The organism is Corallococcus sp. CA053C (genome assembly GCF_003611675.1).
Taxonomy (GTDB): domain Bacteria; phylum Myxococcota; class Myxococcia; order Myxococcales; family Myxococcaceae; genus Corallococcus.
Window position 1 is genome coordinate 1 of record NZ_RAWA01000146.1, and the last position, 20,416, is coordinate 20,416.

At 70.2% G+C, this 20,416-nt stretch carries 2 protein-coding genes; both read left to right on the forward strand.

Annotated features, from left to right (window positions below):
• On the forward strand, nucleotides 1-14,186 hold a 14,186-nt coding region (locus D7V97_RS20150; protein ID WP_147444890.1), incomplete at its 5' end, for a non-ribosomal peptide synthetase.
• A 461-nt stretch (nucleotides 14,187-14,647) separates the two neighbouring features.
• Nucleotides 14,648-20,416 (forward strand): non-ribosomal peptide synthetase (locus D7V97_RS20155; RefSeq protein WP_120612274.1); only part of this gene is annotated, 5,769 nt, incomplete at its 3' end.

The window sequence follows — 20,416 nt, forward strand, 5'->3', positions numbered from 1 at the left end:
CCGCGCTCAGCGCGGAGCGCTTCATCCCCCACCCCTTCGCCTCCACGCCCGGTGCCCGCCTCTACCGCACGGGCGACGTCGTGCGCTGGCGTGCGGACGGCCAGCTGGACTACCTCCAGCGGCTCGACTTCCAGGTGAAGGTGCGCGGCTTCCGCATCGAACTGGGCGAAATCGAAGCCTCGCTCCTCGCGCATGCCTCCGTGCATGAGGCCGTCGTCCTTGCGCGTGAAGACGTCCCCGGCGACAAGCGCCTCGTCGCGTACCTCGTGCCCGTCCCGGGGCAGCAGGTGGACACCGCCGTGCTGCGCGCGTTCCTCAAGGAGCGGCTGCCCGAGTACATGGTGCCCTCGGCCTTCCTCGTCCTGGAAGCGCTGCCCGTCAACGCCAATGGCAAGCTGGACCGCAAGGCACTGCCCGCTCCCGACACCTCGCCCCTCTCGGACTTCATCGCGCCTCGCAACCCCAGCGAGGAGAAGCTCGCGGAAGTCTTCGCCGTCGTCCTGCGCCGCGAGCAGGTCAGCATCCACGACGACTTCTTCGCTCTCGGCGGTCACTCCCTGCTGGCCACGCAGCTCGTCTCGCGTGTGCGCAACGCATTGGGCGTGGAGCTACCGCTGCGTGCCCTCTTCGAAGCGCCCACCGTCGCCGCGCTCGCAGAGCGGTTGCAGCAGGCAAGCACCGCAACGCGCCTGCCGCCCCTCACCCGGATCCGCATGGAGGGTCCGCCGCCGCTGTCCTTCGCGCAGCAGCGCCTCTGGTTCCTGGATCAGCTCAGCCCCGGCGACGCGTCGTACAACATCCCCACGGCCCTGCGGCTGACGGGCCACGTGGACGTGGAGTCCCTGCGCCGCGCCTTCGAAGCGCTGGTCACCCGTCACGAATCCCTGCGCACCACCTTCCGTGAGAACCAGGGTCGAGCCACCCAGTACATCCACGCCCCTGAAGCGTGGACGTTGCCGGTCGTGGACCTCTCCGCGCTGCCCGAGGCGCAGCGGGAAGCCGAGGCCCGCCGCAAGGTCGAGGAGGATGCAAGTCAGGCGTTCCCGCTGGAGCACGGTCCGCTCCTGCGCACCTGCCTCGTGCGGTTGGGCGAGGAAGAGCACCTGCTGCTGGTGACGATGCACCACATCGTCTCCGACGGCTGGTCCATGGGGGTGCTCGTCCGCGAGCTGGTGGCGTTCTACGCGGCCTTCACCCAGGGCGTCGCTCCGTCCCTTCCCCCGTTGCCCATGCAGTACGCGTCCTTCGCGACGTGGCAGCGCCAGTGGCTCCAGGGCGAAACGCTGGACGCGCAGCTGGGTTATTGGAAGGAACAGCTCGCGGGCGCTCCGTTCGCGTTGGAGTTGCTGACGGATCATCCGCGCCCGCCCATCCAATCCCACGCAGGCGCGGCCCTCTCGCTCCAGATTCCGCAAGCGACCACCGACGCCCTCAAGGGGCTCGCCAGCCGTGAAGGCGTCACGCCCTTCATGCTGTTGCTCGCGGCCTTCCAGGTGCTCCTGTCGCGATACTCCGGGCAGGAGGACATCAGCGTGGGCACTCCCATCGCGGGCCGCACCCAGGCGGAGACCGAGGGCCTCATCGGCTTCTTCGTCAACACGCTCGTGCTGCGCACGCGGATGTCGCCGGAGGCTTCGTTCCAGCAGGTGCTCGCCCAGGTGCGTGGCACCACGCTTGCCGCCTACGAGCACCAGCACCTGCCGTTCGAGAAGCTGGTGGAAGCGCTCCAGCCCGTGCGCGACCCCAGCCGCAGCCCGCTCTTCCAGGTGATGTTCACCCTGCAGAACACGCCCATCGAAGACCTGCGCATCCCAGGGCTCTCCTTCCGCCGGGTGGCGAACGAGACCCGTTCGGCCAAGTTCGATCTCACCCTGACGTTGCAGGACTCGCCGCAAGGCTTCGTTGGAGACCTGGAGTACAGCACGGCGCTGTTCGAGCCGAGCACGGTGGAGCGGATGGCTGCCCATCTGCGCACGTTGCTGGAAGCCATCGTCGCGAAGCCCGAGCAGTCCGTTTCCGAGCTGTCCCTGCTCTCCTTCGAAGAGCGTCAGCGTCTGCTGGTGGAGTGGAACGACACCGCCGTTACCAGTCCCACCGACGTCCCCGTCCACGTCCACTTCGCGCGCCAGGCCCACCGGACGCCTGATGCCGTGGCCCTCGTCGTCGGCGATGCCACGCTCACGTACGCCCAGCTCGACGCCCGCGCCAACCAACTGGCCCACCACCTGCGCGCCCTCGGCATCGCGCCCGGTGCCCGCGTGGGCCTCGCTGTCGAGCGGTCCTTCGAGCTGGTGGTCGCGCTCCTCGCCATCCTCAAGGCTGGTGCCGCGTTCGTCCCCGTGGACCGCAATGCCCCGGTGGACCGCATCGCCGCGCTCTTGGAGGACTCGGATGTGGAGGTGGTCCTCACCCACCAGCCCTTCGCTTCACTGCTGCCCGCCACTGGCACCCGCGTCTGGCTGGACGCGCAGCAGGCGGTCCTCACCTCACTGCCCACGCATGCGCCGGATGTAACCGTGGACGGCGAGTCGCTCGCCTACGTCATGTTCACGTCCGGCTCCACGGGCCGGCCCAAGGGCGTCTGCGTACCGCACCGGGGCATCACCCGCCTGGTGCTCGGCAGCAGCTTCATGCACTTCGGGCCCGGCGAGGTCTGGCTCCAGTTCGCCCCCGTCGCCTTCGACGCCTCCACGCTTGAAATCTGGGGCGCGCTGCTGCACGGCGCGAAGCTCGTCCTCGCTCCGCCCCATGCCCTCACCCTGGAGGAGTTGGCCGCGCAGCTGCGTCACCACCGCGTGACGTCACTGTGGCTGACGGCGGCCCTCTTCGAGCAGATGGCCCTGCACCAGGGAGAAGCCCTGGCAGGAGTGCGCCAGCTTCTCGCAGGAGGCGATGTCCTGCCCGCCGCCCGGGTGCGCGAGCATCTCTCACGGCTCCCCGAAGGCGCCGTCCTCATCAACGGCTACGGCCCCACGGAGAACACGACCTTCTCCACCACACTGTCCCTGCACCGGGACACCGTAGTGGACGGCCCGGTGTCCATCGGCCGTCCCATCTCCAACGCCACCGCCTACGTGCTGGACGCGCACCTGCGCCCGGTACCCGTGGGCGTCGCGGGCGAGGTCTACGTCGGTGGCCCCGGCCTCGCCTGGGGCTACCTGCACCGGCCCGACCTCACCGCGGAGCGCTTCGTCCCGCATCCCTTCGCCACCACGGCCGGTGAGCGGCTCTACCGCACGGGCGACAAGGCCCGCTGGTTGGAGGACGGCACGCTCGACTTCCTCGGCCGCGTGGACTTCCAGGTGAAGGTGCGCGGCTTCCGCATCGAGTTGGGTGAAGTCGAAGCCGCCCTGCGCGCCGCCCCCGGCGTCAACGAGGCTGTCGTCATTGCGAAGGGCGCCACGGGAGACAAGCGCCTCGTCGGCTACATCACCGCACGCGAAGGCCACGCCCTGGACACGGACGCCCTCAAGGCAGGCCTCAAGCAGCACCTGCCCGAGTACATGGTGCCCTCCGCGCTCCTCGTCCTCGAAGCGCTGCCCCTCAACGCCAACGGCAAGGTCGACCGCAAGGCCCTGCCCGAGCCAGGTGACGCCCCGCGCGCCTCCGCCTTCGTCGCCCCGCGCACCGCCATCGAGGAGCTGCTGGCCACCATCTTCTCGGACGTACTGCGCGTGGAGCGCGTCGGCATCCACGACGACTTCTTCGCGCTCGGCGGGCACTCGCTGCTGGCCACCCAGCTCGTCTCGCGCGTGCGCACGGCCTTCGGCGTGGAGCTCCCGCTGCGAGCCCTCTTCGAGGCCCCCACGGTGGAAGCGCTCGGGACGAGGCTCGAAAGCGCCCGGCGCTCTCCGCACCAGGCACCGCCGCTACGTCCGACTTCGCGCGAAGGAGTCCTTCCGCTCTCCTTCGCTCAGCAGCGCTTGTGGCTGATTGATCAGCTCCAGCCCGGAGACGTCTCGTACAACATCCCCACGGCCCTCCGGCTGACAGGGCGAGTGGACGTGGAGGCGCTGCGCCGCGCCTTCGAGTCGCTCGTCCAGCGCCATGAGTCCCTGCGCACCACGCTCTCCGACGCGCACGAGGAACCGTCGCAACGCATCCAGGCTCCGTCGGGTTGGGACGTGCCCCTCATCGACCTGTCGTCCCTGCCCGAATCGGAGCGTGAGGCGGAGGCCCAGCGCGTCGCGGCCACGGAGGCGCGCCGTCCGTTCCACCTCGCCACGGGTCCCCTCCTGCGCTCCTCGCTGGTGCGACTCGGCGAGGAGGAGCACCTGCTGCTGGTGACGATGCACCACATCGTCTCCGACGGCTGGTCCATGAGCGTCCTCATCCGCGAGTTGGCGGCGCTCTATGAGGCCTTCAGCACGGGCCGGACGCCGTCGCTCGCACCGCTGCCCGTGCAGTACGCGGACTTCGCGACGTGGCAGCGCCAGTGGCTCCAGGGCGAAGCGCTGGATGCGCAGATCGGTTACTGGAAGCTGCAGCTCTCCGGAGCGCCTCCCGCGCTGGAGCTGCCCACGGACCGCCCGCGGCCGCCCGTGCAGTCGCACCGCGGCGCCACGGTCCCCGTGCGCATCCCCGCGAATGTGTCCGACGCGCTCAAGGCCTTGTCTCAACGTGAAGGCGCGACGCCCTTCATGACGTTGCTCGCGGCCTTCCAGGTGCTGCTGTCGCGCTACTCCACGCAGGACGACATCAGCGTGGGTTCCCCCATCGCCGGCCGCACCCAGGCGGAGACGGAGGGCCTCATCGGTTTCTTCGTCAACACGCTGGTGCTGCGCACGCACCTGAAGCCCCAGGCGACCTTCCGAGAGCTGCTGGCCCAGGTGCGAGGCACCACGCTCGCGGCCTATGAGCACCAGCACCTGCCCTTCGAGAAGCTTGTCGAAGCGGTGCAGCCCGCGCGCGACCTGAGCCGAAGCGCGCTCTTCCAGGCGATGTTCTCACTCCAGAACGCGCCCACGGAAGCACTGCGCATCCCCGGGCTGTCCTTCCAGTCCGTCGACGTGGCCACGAGCTCCTCGAAGTTCGACCTGACGCTCACCTTGCAGGAGTCGCCCCAGGGCTTCGTCGGCTCATTGACGTACGCCACGGATCTCTTCGACGCCTCGACGATTCAGCGCATGGCTGGCCATCTGGGTGTGCTGCTGGAGGCCATCGCCGCGAAGCCGGACACGACGCTCGCGAACCTGCCGCTGCTCACCGCTCCGGAGCGCCAGCAGTTGCTCGTGGACTGGAACGGTCCGCGTGCCGATTTCGCGCGCGACACCTGCATCCACGACGCCTTCGCCGCCCAGGCCCGCCTCACGCCCGAGGCGCTGGCCGTCGTGTGCCGTGATGAGCAGCTCACCTTCCGGGAACTCGACGCGCGCGCCAACCAACTGGCCCATCGCCTCCAGGCGCTCGGCGTCGGCCCGGACGTGCGCGTGGTGCTCTGCGTGGAGCGCTCCGTGGAGGCCCTCGTCGGCATCCTCGGCACGCTCAAGGCCGGTGGGGCCTACGTCCCCATCGACCCGAGCTACCCGCGCGAGTGGCTCGCCCACGTCCTCCAGGACACGGGCGCGCCGGTGGTCCTCACCCAGCAGCACCTGCGCGACACCCTGCCGCCGCACACCGCGCACGACCTGTGCCTCGATTCGGACGCCGCGGACCTCGCCCGCGAATCCGACGTGGCGCCTGTAACCGGTGTCTCGCCGGAGCACCTGGCCTACATCATCTACACCTCCGGCAGCACCGGCCGCCCCAAGGGCGTGATGATCCAGCACCGCTCCGTGCTGAACCTCCGCCTGGCGCTTTCGAGCACCGTCCACGCCGACGCCAAGAAGGCGGAGCGCGTCAGCGTCAACGCACCGCTGTCCTTCGACGCCTCCGTCAAGCAGCTCATCCAGGTGCTGGATGGCCATACGCTCTGCATCGTCCCGGACGAGGCACGCGCGGACGTAGGGGAGTTGGTGAAGCGCATCGGCCAGGACGCGCTGGACGTCCTCGACTGCTCGCCCGCGCACCTGCGTCTCCTGTTGGAGGAAGGCCTGCTCGCACGCGAGTCCATTCCGAGCCGCGTCCTCGTGGGCGGCGAAGCGGTGGACCCCGCCACCTGGAGTCACCTCGCGGCGAATGAGCGCATGCGCGTCTTCAACGTGTACGGCCCCACCGAGTGCACGGTGGACGCCACCGTGTGCGCGTTCGACGCCTCGCCCACGCCTACCATCGGCCGGCCGCTGCCCAACGTCCGCGTCTACGTCCTGGACCGCAACCTCCACCCGGTGCCCGCGGGCGTCTCCGGCGAGCTCTTCATCGGCGGCGAAGGCGTGGCCCGTGGCTACCTCGGCCGGCCGGAGCTGACCGCGGACCGCTTCATCCCGGACGCGTTCTCCACCACTCCAGGGGCGCGGCTGTACCGCACGGGCGATGTCGCGCGGTGGCGGGCCGACGGCATGGTCGACTACCTGGGCCGCGCGGACTTCCAGGTGAAGGTGCGTGGCTTCCGCATCGAGCTGGGCGAAATCGAAGCGACGTTGCTCCAGCACCCGGAAGTACACGAAGCGGTGGTGCTGGCACGCGAGGACGTGCCCGGCGACAAACGCCTCGTGGCCTACGTGGTGCTCTCGGACGGCAGCGTGGACACCGCGCCGACGGCGGACGCCCTCAAGGCCTGGCTCAAGCAACACCTGCCCGAGTACATGGTGCCCGCCGCATTCCTCGTGCTGGAGGCCCTGCCCCTCAACACCAACGGCAAGGTGGACCGCAAGGCCCTGCCCGCACCGCTGGGCACCGAACTCGGCACCCGGTACGTCGCGCCAGGCACCCCCACCGAGGAGCAGCTCGCGGCCCTCTTCACGCAGGTGCTGCGCGTGGAGCGCGTCGGCGTCCATGACGACTTCTTCGCGCTCGGGGGCCACTCGCTGCTGGCCACCCAGCTCGTCTCGCGCGTGCGCTCCACCTTCCGTCGCGAGCTGCCCCTGCGTGCCCTCTTCGAGGCGCCCACCGTGGCCACCCTCGCGCAGCGCATTGACGCCACGCAGGCCAGCACCGCTTCGGCTCCGAAGAAGATGGTCGCGGCGCGCGCCGCCACGGTGCCGCTGTCCTTCGCGCAGCAGCGGCTCTGGCTCCTGGATCAGCTCCAGCCCGGGGACGCGTCCTACAACCTGCCCACCGCGCTCCAGCTCACGGGCCAGTTGGACCTGGAGTCCCTGCGCCGAGCCTTCGAGGCCCTCGTCCAACGCCACGAGGCCCTGCGCACCACCTTCCACGAGCACCGGGGCCAGCCCACGCAGATCATCCACGCCCCCACCGGCTGGACGCTGCCGCTCGTGGACCTCTCCACCCTGCCCGAAGCACGGCGGGAGGAAGAGGCCCGGCGGCTGGCCGACGAAGAGTCACGCCATCCGTTCCAGCTCTCCGCCGGCCCGCTGCTGCGCAGCACGTTGGTGCGGCTGGGCGAAGAGCAGCACCTGCTGCTGGTGACGATGCACCACATCGTCTCCGACGGCTGGTCCATGGGCGTGCTCGTCCGCGAGGTCGCGGCCTTCTACCAGTCCTTCACCACGGGCAGCACGGCGCACCTTCCGTCCCTGCCCGTGCAGTACGCCGACTTCGCCACGTGGCAGCGCGAGTGGCTCCAGGGCGAAGCGCTGGACGCGCAGATCCGTTACTGGAAGGAGAAGCTCACGGGCGCGCCGGCCGCGCTGGAGCTGCCCACCGACCGCCTGCGGCCGCCCGTGCAGTCGCACCGCGGCGCCACGGTGGCCGTGCGCATCCCCGCCAGCGTGTCCGACGCGCTCAAGGCCTTGTCCCAGCGCGAGGGCGCGACCCCCTTCATGACGTTGCTCGCGGCCTTCCAGGTGCTCCTGTCGCGCTACTCGGCGCAGGACGACATCAGCGTGGGCTCGCCCATCGCGGGTCGCACCCAGGCGGAGACCGAGGGCCTCATCGGCTTCTTCGTCAACACGCTGGTGCTGCGCACGCACCTGAAGCCCCAGGCGACGTTCCGTGAGCTGCTGGCCCAGGTGCGCGGCACCACGCTCGCGGCCTATGAGCACCAGCACCTGCCGTTCGAGAAGCTCGTCGAGGCGGTGCAGCCCACGCGCGACCTGAGCCGTGGCCCGCTGTTCCAGGCGATGTTCGTCCTCCAGAACACACCCAATGAGGTGCTGCGCCTGCCGGGCCTGTCCATGCAGTCACTGCCGCTGGAAGCGCACTTCGCCAAGTTCGACCTCACCCTGGCGCTGCGGGACGCGCAGGCAGGGATGATGGGGACGCTGGAGTACGCAACGGACCTCTTCGACGCCTCGACCCTCGAGCGCATGGCGGGCCACTTCGGCGTGCTGCTGGAGGCCATCGCGGCGAAGCCGGACACCCAGCTCGCGGACCTGCCGCTGCTCACCGAAGCGGAGCGCCGTCAGCTCCTCGTCGAGTGGAACCCAACCCCTGGGTCCTCTCCGCGCGAGTCCAGCATTGCCGCGCTGGTGGAGGCGCAGGTGCAGCGCACGCCTGACGCCGTGGCGGTCATCACCCCGGAACGGCGCCTGACGTACCGGGAAGTGGACGCAAGGGCCAATCAGCTCGCGCACCGGCTGCGCGGCCTGGGCGTCGGCCCCGAAGTCCGCGTCGGCCTGTGCGTGGAGCGCACCGAGGACCTCGTCATTGGAGCCCTCGGCATCCTCAAGGCCGGTGGTGCCTACGTACCGCTCGACCCCAGCTATCCGCGTGAGCGCTTGGGCTGGCTGTTGGAGGACGCGCAAGGGCCAGCACTGGTGGCGCATTCGCACCTGCTGCCTTCGTTGCCGGAGCACTCCGCTACGCCGGTGTGCCTGGACACGGACACGGAGCTGGCACTTCAGCCCACCACGGCCCCCGCGGTGGACGTGCTCCCCGGCCACCTCGCCTACCTCATCTACACCTCAGGCAGCACCGGCCGCCCCAAGGGCGTCGCCATCTCCCAGGGCAACGCCGTGGCCTTCCTGCACTGGGCCCTGGCGACGTACTCGCCCGAGGAACTCAAGGGCGTGCTCGCGGCGACCAGCCTCAACTTCGACCTGTCCGTGTTTGAGTTGTTCGCCCCGCTCTCCAGCGGAGGCGCGGTGGTGGTGGCACGCAATGCCTTGCACCTGCCGGAGCTGCCCACTGCGTCCGAGGTGACGCTCATCAACACCGTGCCCTCCGCCATGGCCCAACTGGTGCGCCTGGGTGCGGTGCCGGCCGGAGTGCAAGTCATCAACCTCGCGGGAGAAGCGCTGCCGGACACGCTGGCGAAGCAGGTGTACGCCGTGCCCTCCGTGGAGAAGCTCTACAACCTCTACGGCCCGTCGGAGGACACGACGTACTCGACGGGCTCACTGGTGGGGCGCGAGGAGGTGCCGCTCATCGGCCGGCCTCTGCCGGACACGCGCGCCTACGTCCTCGACGCCACGCTCCAGCCCGTGCCCGTAGGGGTTGCCGGTGAGCTGTACCTCGCGGGCGAAGGCCAGGCCCGTGGCTACCTGCTGCGGCCGGACCTCACCGCGGAGCGCTTCGTCCCGGAGCCCTACGGCCCTCCAGGTAGCCGCATGTACCGCACGGGCGACCGCGTCCGGTACCGTGAGGACGGGCGACTGGAGTACCTCGGCCGCGTGGACTTCCAGGTGAAGGTCCGCGGCTTCCGCATTGAATTGGGCGAAGTCGAATCCGCGCTCCGTCGGGTGACGTCCATCAAGGACGCCGTGGTGGTGGCGAAGGGCGAAGCCGCCGACAAGCGCCTCGTCGCCTACGTCGTGCCAAAGGCCGGCGGCACCGTGGAGGCCGAAGCGCTCAAGGCACAGCTGCGTCAGGGCCTCCCCGAGTACATGGTCCCCGGCACCGTGGTGGTGCTGGAAGCCCTGCCGCTCAACGCCAATGGCAAGGTGGACCGCAAGGCATTGCCGGAGCCCGAAGCACCCCAGTCGGGGAGCAGCTACCTCGCACCGCGCACGCAGACTGAAGCGAAGCTCGCGGCCATCTGGGCTGAAGTGCTTCGGGTGCCGCAGGTGGGCGTGCGGGACTCCTTCTTCGAACTGGGCGGCCACTCGCTGCTCGCCACCCAGGTGGTGTCGCGCGTGCGCGCCGAGTTGAGCGTGGAGTTGCCCCTGCGCGCGCTCTTCGAGTCACCGACGGTGGAAGGACTGGCGGGTCGACTGGCCGGCCTCACGGGCACCAGCGCCCCGGCCCTCACGCGCGTCTCGCATGAAGGCCCGCTGCCGCTGTCCTTCGCGCAGCAGCGCCTGTGGCTCATTGATCAGCTCGAACCCGGCAGCCCCCTCTACAACATGCCCGTGGCGGTGCGGCTGGACGGCGCCCTGCGCACGGACGTGTTGGAAAGGGCGCTCCAGGAAGTCATGCGTCGTCACGATGCCCTGCGCACCACGTTCGCGCAGGTGGACGGCGGTCCTGTGCAGATCATCCATCCGGAAGTCGTCCTGCCCCTGGGACTCGTGGACCTCTCGGAGGTGGAAGCCGCGCAGCGGGAAGCCGAAGCGCGGGCGCGCATGGAGCAGGAGATGCGCAGGCCCTTCGACCTGCGCGCGGGCCCCCTCGTGCGCACGCTGCTCTTCAAGCTCACGGAGCGCGAGCACGTGCTCATCGTCAACATGCACCACATCATCTCCGACGGCTGGTCCCTCGGAGTGCTGGTGCGAGAGGTGAGCGCGCTCTACGCCGCGTTCGCCGATGGGCGGCCCTCGCCCCTCCAGGAGTTGCCGGTGCAGTACGCCGACTACGCCGCATGGCAGCGCCGCACGCTCAGCGGCGAAGCCCTGCAACGTGAAGTGGCCTACTGGGAAGGAAAGCTCTCCGGTGCGCCGGCCGTGCTGGAGCTGCCCACCGACCGGCCGCGTCCGGCGGTCCGCGGCACCGCGGGCGCGACGTTCGGCTTCACCCTTCCGCGTGAGTTGAGTGAGAAGCTGCGGAACCTGGGCCATCACGAGGGCGGCTCGCTCTTCATGGTGCTGCTCGCGGGCTGGCAGGCGCTGCTTTCGCGCTACACAGGCCAGCAGGACCTCACCGTCGGCTCGCCCATCGCGGGCCGTACCCGGGCGGAGACGGAAGGCCTCATCGGCTTCTTCGTCAACACGCTCGTGCTGCGCGCGAAGGTGGAAGACGGCCAGTCCTTCCGTGCGCTGCTCCAGCAGGTGCGTGGCACGGTGCTCGAAGCGTATGAGCACCAGGACGTGCCCTTCGAGAAGCTCGTGGAGGTGCTACACCCGACGCGCAGCCTCAGCCACACGCCACTCTTCCAGACGTTGCTGACGCTCCAGAACGTGCCCACCGAGGACGTACGGCTGCCGGGCCTGCGCCTCCAGGGCCTCTCCTCCGAGCACACGACGTCGAAGTTCGACCTGAGCGCCTTCTTCTCGGAGACGTCGGACGGATTGCAGGGCGTGCTGGAGTACAGCACCGCCCTGTTCGAGCGGAGCACCGTGGAGCGGATGGCCACCCACCTGCGCACGTTGCTGGCAGCCGTGGCCGCGAAGCCCGAGCAGTCCGTGGCCGAGCTGCCCCTGCTCTCCCCCGAAGAGCGTCAGCGTCTGATGGTGGAGTGGAACGACACCACTGTTGCCAGCCCCGTGGACGTCCCTGTTCATGTCCACTTCGCGCGCCAGGCCCAGCAAACTCCCGACGCCGTGGCCCTCGTCCTGGGCGAAACCACGCTGACGTACGCCCAACTGGATGCCCGCGCCAACCAGTTGGCCCACCACCTGCGCGCCCTCGGCATCGCGCCCGGTGCCCGCGTGGGCCTCGCCGTTGAGCGATCCTTCGAGTTGGTGGTCGCGCTCCTTGCCATCCTCAAGGCCGGCGCCGCGTTCGTCCCCGTGGACCGCAATGCCCCGGTGGACCGCATCGCCGCACTCTTGGAGGACTCGGATGTGGAGGTGGTCCTCACGCACCAGCCCTTCGCGCACCTGCTGCCCGCCACTGGCACCCGCGTCTGGTTGGACGCGCAGCAGGACGTCCTCGCGGCCCTGCCCACGCACGCGCCTGACGTGCACGTGGATGGCGAGTCGCTGGCCTACGTCATGTTCACGTCTGGCTCCACGGGGCGTCCCAAGGGAGTCTGCGTGCCGCACCGGGGCATCACCCGGCTGGTGCTCGGCAGCACCTTCATGCGCTTCGGGCCTGGCGAGGTCTGGCTCCAGTTCGCCCCCGTGGCCTTCGACGCCTCCACGCTCGAAATCTGGGGGGCGCTGCTGCACGGCGCGAAGCTCGTCCTCGCGCCTCCCCATGCCCTCACCCTGGAGGAGTTGGCCGTGCAACTGCGTCACCACCGCGTGACATCGCTGTGGCTGACGGCGGCCCTCTTCGAGCAGATGGCCCTGCACCAGGGAGAAGCCCTGGCAGGAGTGCGCCAGCTTCTCGCAGGAGGCGATGTCCTGCCCGCTGCCCGGGTCCGCGAGCATCTCTCACGGCTTCCCGAAGGCGCCGTCCTCATCAACGGCTACGGCCCCACGGAGAACACGACCTTCTCCACCACGCTGTCGATGCACCGCCACACGGTGGTGGATGGCTCCGTCTCCATCGGCCGCCCCATCTCCAACGCCACGGCCTACGTGCTGGACGCGCACCTGCGCCCGGTGCCCGTGGGTGTCGCGGGTGAGGTCTACGTCGGTGGCCCAGGCCTCGCCTGGGGCTACCTGCACCGGCCCGACCTCACCGCGGAGCGCTTCGTCCCGCATCCCTTCGCCACCACGGCCGGTGAGCGGCTCTACCGCACGGGTGACAAGGCGCGCTGGCTGGAGGACGGCACGCTCGACTTCCTCGGCCGCGTGGACTTCCAGGTGAAGGTGCGCGGCTTCCGCATCGAGTTGGGTGAAGTCGAAGCCGCCCTGCGCGCCGCCGCTGGCGTCAACGAGGCCGTCGTCGTCGCGCGTGGAAGCGACGGGGACAAGCGCCTCGTCGGCTACGTCACCGCGCGCGAGGGCCACGCCCTCGACGTCGACGCCCTCAAGGCACACCTCAAGCAGCACCTGCCCGAGTACATGGTGCCTTCCATGTTGCGGGTGTTGGAGGCCCTGCCCCTCAACGCCAACGGCAAGGTCGACCGCAAGGCCTTGCCGGAAGCGGACGTGCGCGAAGCCGAAGCGAAGGACTTCGTCGCCCCGCGCGACGCGCTGGAGATGCAGCTCGCCCGCATCTGGGAAGACGTCCTGGGCCTTCGCTCCGTGGGCGTGCGCACCAGCTTCTTCGACTTGGGCGGCCACTCCCTGCTCGCCGTGCGCATGGTGGCCGCCGTGCGCGAGCGCCTCGGCCAGAGCCTTCCCCTCTCCGTCCTCTTCCAGCAGCCCACCATCGAGCACCTCGCCAGGGTGCTGCGCGAGGAGGCCCAGGAGTGGACGCCCCTGGTGCCCCTGGAGAAGGGCGAGCCGGGACGACGCCCCCTCTTCTTCGTCCACCCGGGTGGCGGCAACGTCCTCGCCTACGGAGAGCTGGCACGGCGGTTGGGGCCCTCCCAGCCCGTCTACGGCCTCCAGTCCCGAGGCCTCGACGGACGCCCCGTCGCGCAAACCATCGAGGAGATGGCGGCCCTCTACCTCGACGGCCTGCGCACGGTGCAGCCGCGGGGGCCCTACCTCCTCGGAGGCTGGTCCATGGGCGGCGTCGTCGCCTACGAGATGGCCCGACGACTGCGCGAGGAAGGCGAGGCGGTGGACCTGCTCGCCCTCGTGGACGCGCACGTCCCCGGCCTGACGAAGCCCTCCTCGGAGTACTCCGCCCACGCCAGGGCCCGCATCGCCTTCGCCCACGCCACGGCGTCCGCCTTCGGCCAGGCGCCCACACTCACGGACGACGCACTGGCGAAGGGTGACGACGACGCGATGCTCGGCGCCCTGCTGGAGGAAGGCCTCCGCGCCCGCATCCTCGACACACAGTCCGGCCCCGCCCAGCTGCGCGCCCTCTTCCGCGTCTTCCAAGCCAACCTGCTCGCCCTGGAGCACTACGTGCCCAAGCCCTATGACGGCACCGCCCTGCTGCTGAGCGCCAGCGAGTCCGTCGCCCCCCTCCCCCGCCATCGCGGCTGGGAGGGCCTGGTGCGCGGCGGCCTGGAAGTGCTCGACGTCCCTGGCAGCCACCATGCGCTGATGCAGGACCCGCACCTCGAGCCCCTCGTCCAACGCCTGCGCGAAGCCCTCGCCCGCGTGTCTGTCATTGCCCCACGGGAATCCACGGGAAGCTGAACTCGTGAAGGCGCGGGGGAGCCAGGTGGAGGGGATCCTTCCACCGGGCCGCCCCGTCCTCATGGCGCCCCTGGCCCAGGCTCAGCCTGGGCGTTCTCCAGGGCACCCAGAGCAGGCCGTGCTGGCGCACCAGGCTCGGCCGCTCCCCCCTCATTCGAGGCGGCGACGTGGGGGCCGGTGTCGCTCGGGAGGACATCCGACGTCCTTCCTTCCCTGCCTTCATGGGAGCAGAGCAATCCGGCAAATACCTGGATCCATTCGGGCGGGCCTCGGGACGCCCCCATGACAGGCCGCTCGCCGACGGAATAATCTAATCACCGTGAATTTGACCCACCCTCGCGTCTCTCCCGGGAGAGCGGCGCAGGGCGTCAAACCGGCAAATGAAGCAGGTCGGAGTTCTCGCGAGCCCGTCGCCCCGGGTGTCGCTCGCGCGTGGCGTCCCCGAGTGCGGAGTACACGAGATGAGCAACGAGCTGTCGAAGCGGATCGCGAACCTCTCACCGGAAAAACGCGCCGAGCTTTTGAAGAAGATGGCCGCGCAGAAGGCGGCCCCTGGAAACACGGTGCGCGGGCTCATCCCGCTCCAGGACCGCTCGCGCCCGCTGCCGCTGTCGTTCGCGCAGCAGCGGATGTGGTTCATTGATCAGCTCGCGCCGGGCAGCCCCCTGTTCAACGTACCCATGGCGGTGCGCCTGGAGGGCCCGCTGGCGGTGGACCTGCTGGAGCGCTCACTGCGCGAGGTGGTGCGTCGGCACGAGGTGCTGCGCACCACGTTCCGTGAAGACGCCTCCGGGCCCGTCCTGGTGATCGCTCCCGAACCGGTGCTCACGCTGGAGCGGAGCGACCTCACGGGCGCGGCACCGGACGAGGCGTGGCGCCTGGCGCGCGAGGCGGCGGCCCGGCCCTTCGACCTGGCCCGGGGTCCGCTGCTGCGCGCACTGCTGCTGACGTCCGGGCCAACGGAGCACCTGCTCGTGGTGGTGCTGCACCACATCATCTCCGACGGCTGGTCGATGACGCTGCTCGTGCGCGAAGTGGCGCTGCTCTACGGCGCGTTCGCCCGCGGAGTGCCCGCGGCCCTGCCGGAGCTGGGCGTGCAGTACGCCGACTTCGGCGTGTGGCAGCGCGAGTGGCTCCAGGGCCCACGTCTGGAGAAGCAACTCGGTTACTGGAAGCAGCAGCTGGCCGGGGTGCCCTCCGCGCTGGAGCTGCCCACCGACCTGCCCCGCCCCGCGATCCGCGATGGCCGGGGAGCCCGACACGATGTGCACCTGCCGCGCGAGCTGATGGACGCGATGAAGACGCTGGCGCAGCAGGAAGGCGCCTCGCTCTTCATGGTGCTGCTGGCGGGTTGGCAGGTGTTGATGTCGCGGTACACGGGCCAGGAGGACGTGACGGTGGGCTCGCCCATGGCGGGCCGGACGCGCGGGGAGGTGGAGGGGCTCATCGGCCTGTTCGTCAACGTGCAGGTGCTGCGCACGCAGGTGGAAGGCAGCGCGTCCTTCCGCTCCCTTCTGCGTCAGGTGCGGGACAGGGTGCTGGGGGCCCAGGAGCACCAGGATCTGCCCATCGAGCGGCTCGTGGAGGAGCTGCGTCCGGAGCGCATCCAGGGACGCACGCCGTTCTTCCAGGTGATGCTCACGTTCCAGGCGTCCTTCCGGGGCGCGGCCGTCGTGGAAGGCGTGAAGCTGGAGGCGCTGGAGCTCGACACGCACACGGCGAAGTTCGACCTGACGCTCCAGGTGCTGGAGACAGAGCACGGCCTCAAGGGCTACCTGGAGTACGCCACCGATCTCTACACCGCGCCCACCGTGGCGCGCATGGCCGGGCATCTGCGCGTGCTGCTGGAGGGTGCGGTCACCCGTCCGGACGAGACGGCCACGCGGCTCCCGCTGTTGACCGACGCCGAGCGCCAGCAAGTGCTCGTCGAGTGGAACGACACCGACGTGGCGCTGCCCGCGGAGCTGGGGGTCGCGGAGCGCTTCGCGGCCCAGGCACGCCTGGCGCCGGACGCGCTGGCGGTGGTGGCCCCGGGAGCAGCGGCCCTGACGTACGGCGAGCTGGACGCGCAGGCGAACCAGCTGGCGCACCACCTGCGAAGCCTGGGTGTGGGCCCCGAGGTGCTGGTGGGCGTGTGCCTGGAGCGCACGCCGCGCCTGCTGGTGGCGCTCTTGGGCATCCTCAAGGCGGGCGGCGCCTACGTGCCCCTGGATCCGTCCTACCCGGCGGACCGCCTGGCGATGATGGTCTCCGCGTCACGCATGTCCCTGCTGCTGACGCAGCAATCGCTGGAGGGCACGGTGGAGGCCCCGGGCCTCCCGCGCTACCTGCTGGACGCCCAGGCCCCCTCACGCGCGGGCCTCTCCACCGAAGCGCCTGCTCGGACGGCGCAGCCGGAGAACCTGGCGTACGTCGTCTTCACCTCCGGGAGCACGGGGACGCCGAAGGGCGTGATGGTGTCGCACCGCAACTGGGCGAATGCGTACCTGGGCTGGGAGCGAAGCTACGCGCTGAAGGAGCAGTGCCGAAGCCACCTGCAGATGGCGAGCTTCTCCTTCGACGTCTTCGGCGGCGACTTGTCGCGAGCCCTGTGCTCGGGCGGCAAGCTGGTGCTCTGCCCGCGCGAGTGGCTGCTGGAGCCGAAGAAGCTGCACGCGTTGATGGAGGCGGAAGCCGTCGACTGCGCGGAGTTCGTCCCGGCGGTGCTGCGCGGACTGTTGCAGCACCTGGAGGAGACGGGCCAGCGGCTGGAGTCGATGAAGGTGCTCATCGCCGGCTCCGACGCCTGGTACGTGAATGAGTACCAGCGCATCCGGGGAGTGATTGGCGAGGGGACGCGTCTCATCAACTCGTACGGCATCAGCGAGACCACCATCGACAGCACGTGGTTCGAAAGCGACACACTGGAAGCGGGAGACAACCGGCTGGTGCCGATTGGGAAGCCCTTCGCGAACGTGCGGATGTACGTGCTGGATGCGGCGCTGCGGCCGGTGCCGGCAGGTGTTGCGAGTGAGCTGTTCATCGGCGGCGAGGGCGTGACGCGCGGGTACTGCCACCGTCCCGAATTGACGGCGGAGCGCTTCGTGCCGAACCCCCACGGGGCACCGGGCTCGCGGCTGTATCGCTCGGGGGACAGGGCGCGGTACCTGGCGGACGGGAACATCGAATTCCTGGGGCGCGCGGACACGCAGGTGAAGCTGCGTGGCTTCCGGGTGGAGCTGGGCGAAATCGAGTCAGTGTTGGGCAAGCACCCGGCGGTGCGCACGGCGGTGGTGCTGGTGCGCGAGAACCCGCGACGCCTCATCGCGTACGTGGTGGCACCGGAGGGCACGACCAGCGTGCAGCTGCGTGACTTCCTGCGCGAGCAGTTGCCCGAGTACATGGTGCCGGCGGCCTTCGTGGTGCTGGACGCGCTGCCGCTGACGCCGAACGGAAAGGTGGACCGCAAGGCCCTGCCAACGCCGGACGGAGCGCAGGAGACGGCGCACTTCGTGGCCCCGCGCACGCCGACGGAGGAGTTGCTGGCGCAGGTGTGGGCCCAGGTGCTGGGCGTGGCCAGGGTGGGGGCGGAGGACAACTTTTTTGATTTGGGCGGGCACTCGTTGCTTGCCACGCAACTGGTAGCCCGGGTGCGCGCCGCGCTCGATGTGGAACTGCCGCTGCGCGCGCTCTTCGAAGCGCCCACCGTCGCCAGGCTCGCCGAGCGGGTGCAGCAGGCCAGCACCGCGGCACGCCTGCCGCCCCTCACCCCGACGCGGACGGAAGGACCCCAGCCCCTGTCCTTCGCGCAGCAGCGCCTCTGGTTCCTGGATCAGCTCGCGCCCGATGACGCGTCGTACAACCTCCCCGCCGCACTGCGCCTCTCGGGGCGCCTGGACGTGGAGGCCCTGCGCCGCGCCTTCGAGGCGCTGGTGGCGCGCCACGAGGCCCTGCGCACCACCTTCTTCGAGCAGGAAGGCCAGCCCTTCCAGCGCATCCACGCGCCAGCCACGTGGGCCCTCCCAGTGGAAGACCTGTCCGCCCTGGACGCAGCCGCGAGCGAAGCGGAGACACTGCGGCTCGCCACCCGCGAAGCCCGTCAGCCCTTCCACCTCGTCCACGGGCCGCTCCTGCGCACCTCGCTGCTGCGGCTTTCAGAAGAGGCGCACGTCCTGCTCGTGACGATGCACCACATCGTCTCCGACGCCTGGTCCATGGGCGTCCTCGTGAAGGAGCTGGCCGCCAGCTACGCGGCCTTCAGCGCAGGCCAGGAGCCCTCTCTTCCGCCGCTGCCCGTGCAGTACGCGGACTTCGCCGCGTGGCAGCGCCAGTGGTTGCAGGGAGAGGTGCTGGAGACGCAGCTGGGCTATTGGAAGCACCATCTCGCCGGAGCGCCATCCGCGCTGGAGCTGCCCACGGACCGTCCGCGCCCGCCCGTGCAGTCCCGGCGCGGCGCCACGGTGCCAGTGAACATCCCCGCGGCCCTCACCCGCTCTCTTCGAGGCCTTGCCCAGCGCGAGGGCGCCACGCCCTTCATGCTGCTGCTGTCCGCCTTCCAGCTGCTGCTGTCGCGCTACTCCGCCCAGGACGACGTCTCCGTGGGCTCGCCCATCGCGGGGCGTACGCACACCGAAGCCGAAGGCCTCATCGGCTTCTTCGTCAACACGCTCGTGCTACGGGCTCGGATGCAGCCGCGGGACTCCTTCCGCACGCTGCTCGCCCAGGTGCGCGGCACGACGCTCGCGGCCTATGAGCACCAGCACGTCCCCTTCGAGAAGCTGGTGGAAGTCCTCCAGCCCTCGCGTGACTTGAGCCGCAGCCCCCTCTTCCAGGTGATGTTCGTCCTGCAGAACGCGCCCGCTGAAGCCCTGCGCGTCCCGGGCCTCTCCTTCCAGCCCGTCCCGCTGGAAGGCAACTCCGCCCGCTTCGACCTGGCGCTGACACTCTTCGAGGTGCCCCAGGGCCTCACCGGCTTCCTCGAGTACAGCAGCGACCTCTTCGACGCCGCCACCGTCCAGCGGTTGATGGGCCACTACGGCGTCCTGCTGGAGGCCATCGCCGCACAGCCGGAGGCCGCCATCGCCTCGCTGCCCCTGCTGACGGCCACAGAGCAGCAGCGGTTGCTCGTCGAGTGGAATGCAACGGACGTCGGATTCCCGAGCGACACCTGCATCCACCACGTCGTCGCGGAGCAGGCCCGCCGCGCGCCCGACGCCGTTGCCGTGCGCATGGGCGAGCGCAGCGTCACCTACGCGGGCCTTGAGGCCTGGGCCCACCAGCTCGCCGTGCAGCTTCACGCGGCCGGTGTCTCGCGCGGAGACCGCGTGGCCGTGCTGGCGGAGCGCTCCCCGGAGTTGGTGGCTGGACTGCTGGCCACCCTCAAGGTGGGCGCGGCGTACGTGCCCATCGCTCCGGGTGTCCCTCCCGAGCGGCTCACCTTCATGCTGGAGGACAGCGCCGCCTCCGTGCTCCTCACCCAGCAGCATCTGCGCGCCTCACTGCCCACCCTCTCCACTCGCGTCTTCTCGCTGGAGGCGGAAGTCGCTGAGCAGCGCGCACCACTGCCGGTGCAGACCGTGGGCGCGGAGGACCTCGCGTACGTCATCTACACCTCGGGCAGCACGGGGCGCCCCAAGGGCGTCGCCGTGCACCACCGGGGGTTGATGAATCTCGTCACCTGGCACCAGCGCACCTACGCCCTGGCGCCTTCGGACAAGACGGCCCTCACCGCGGGAGTGGCCTTCGACGCGTCCACCTGGGAGGTGTGGCCTTCGCTCGCCTCGGGCGCGAGCCTCGTCGTGCCTCCGGATGCCGTGCGCGCCGAGCCCTCGCAACTGCTGCGCTGGCTGGCCACGGAAGCCATCACCACCTGCTTCATGCCGACGCCTCTCGCCGAGGCCGTGCTGCGTGAAGAGTGGCCCCGTCCCATGGCCTTGCGCGCCCTGCTGACGGGCGGCGATGCCCTGCACCACGGCCCTCCGGCTTCCGTGCCCACCACCCTCTTCAACCACTACGGCCCCACCGAGAGCACCGTCGTCGCCACCTTCACCCCGGTGGCTGCCACCGCGCGGGATGATGGCACCCGTCCGCCCATCGGCCGGCCCATCGCCAACACCCGCACCTACGTCCTCGACGCCCACCTGCGTCCGGTGCCCATCGGCGTCCCCGGCGAGCTCTTCCTCGCCAGCGAAGGCCTCGCCTGGGGCTACCTCGGCCAGCCCGCCCTCAGCGCCGAGCGCTTCATCCCCCAC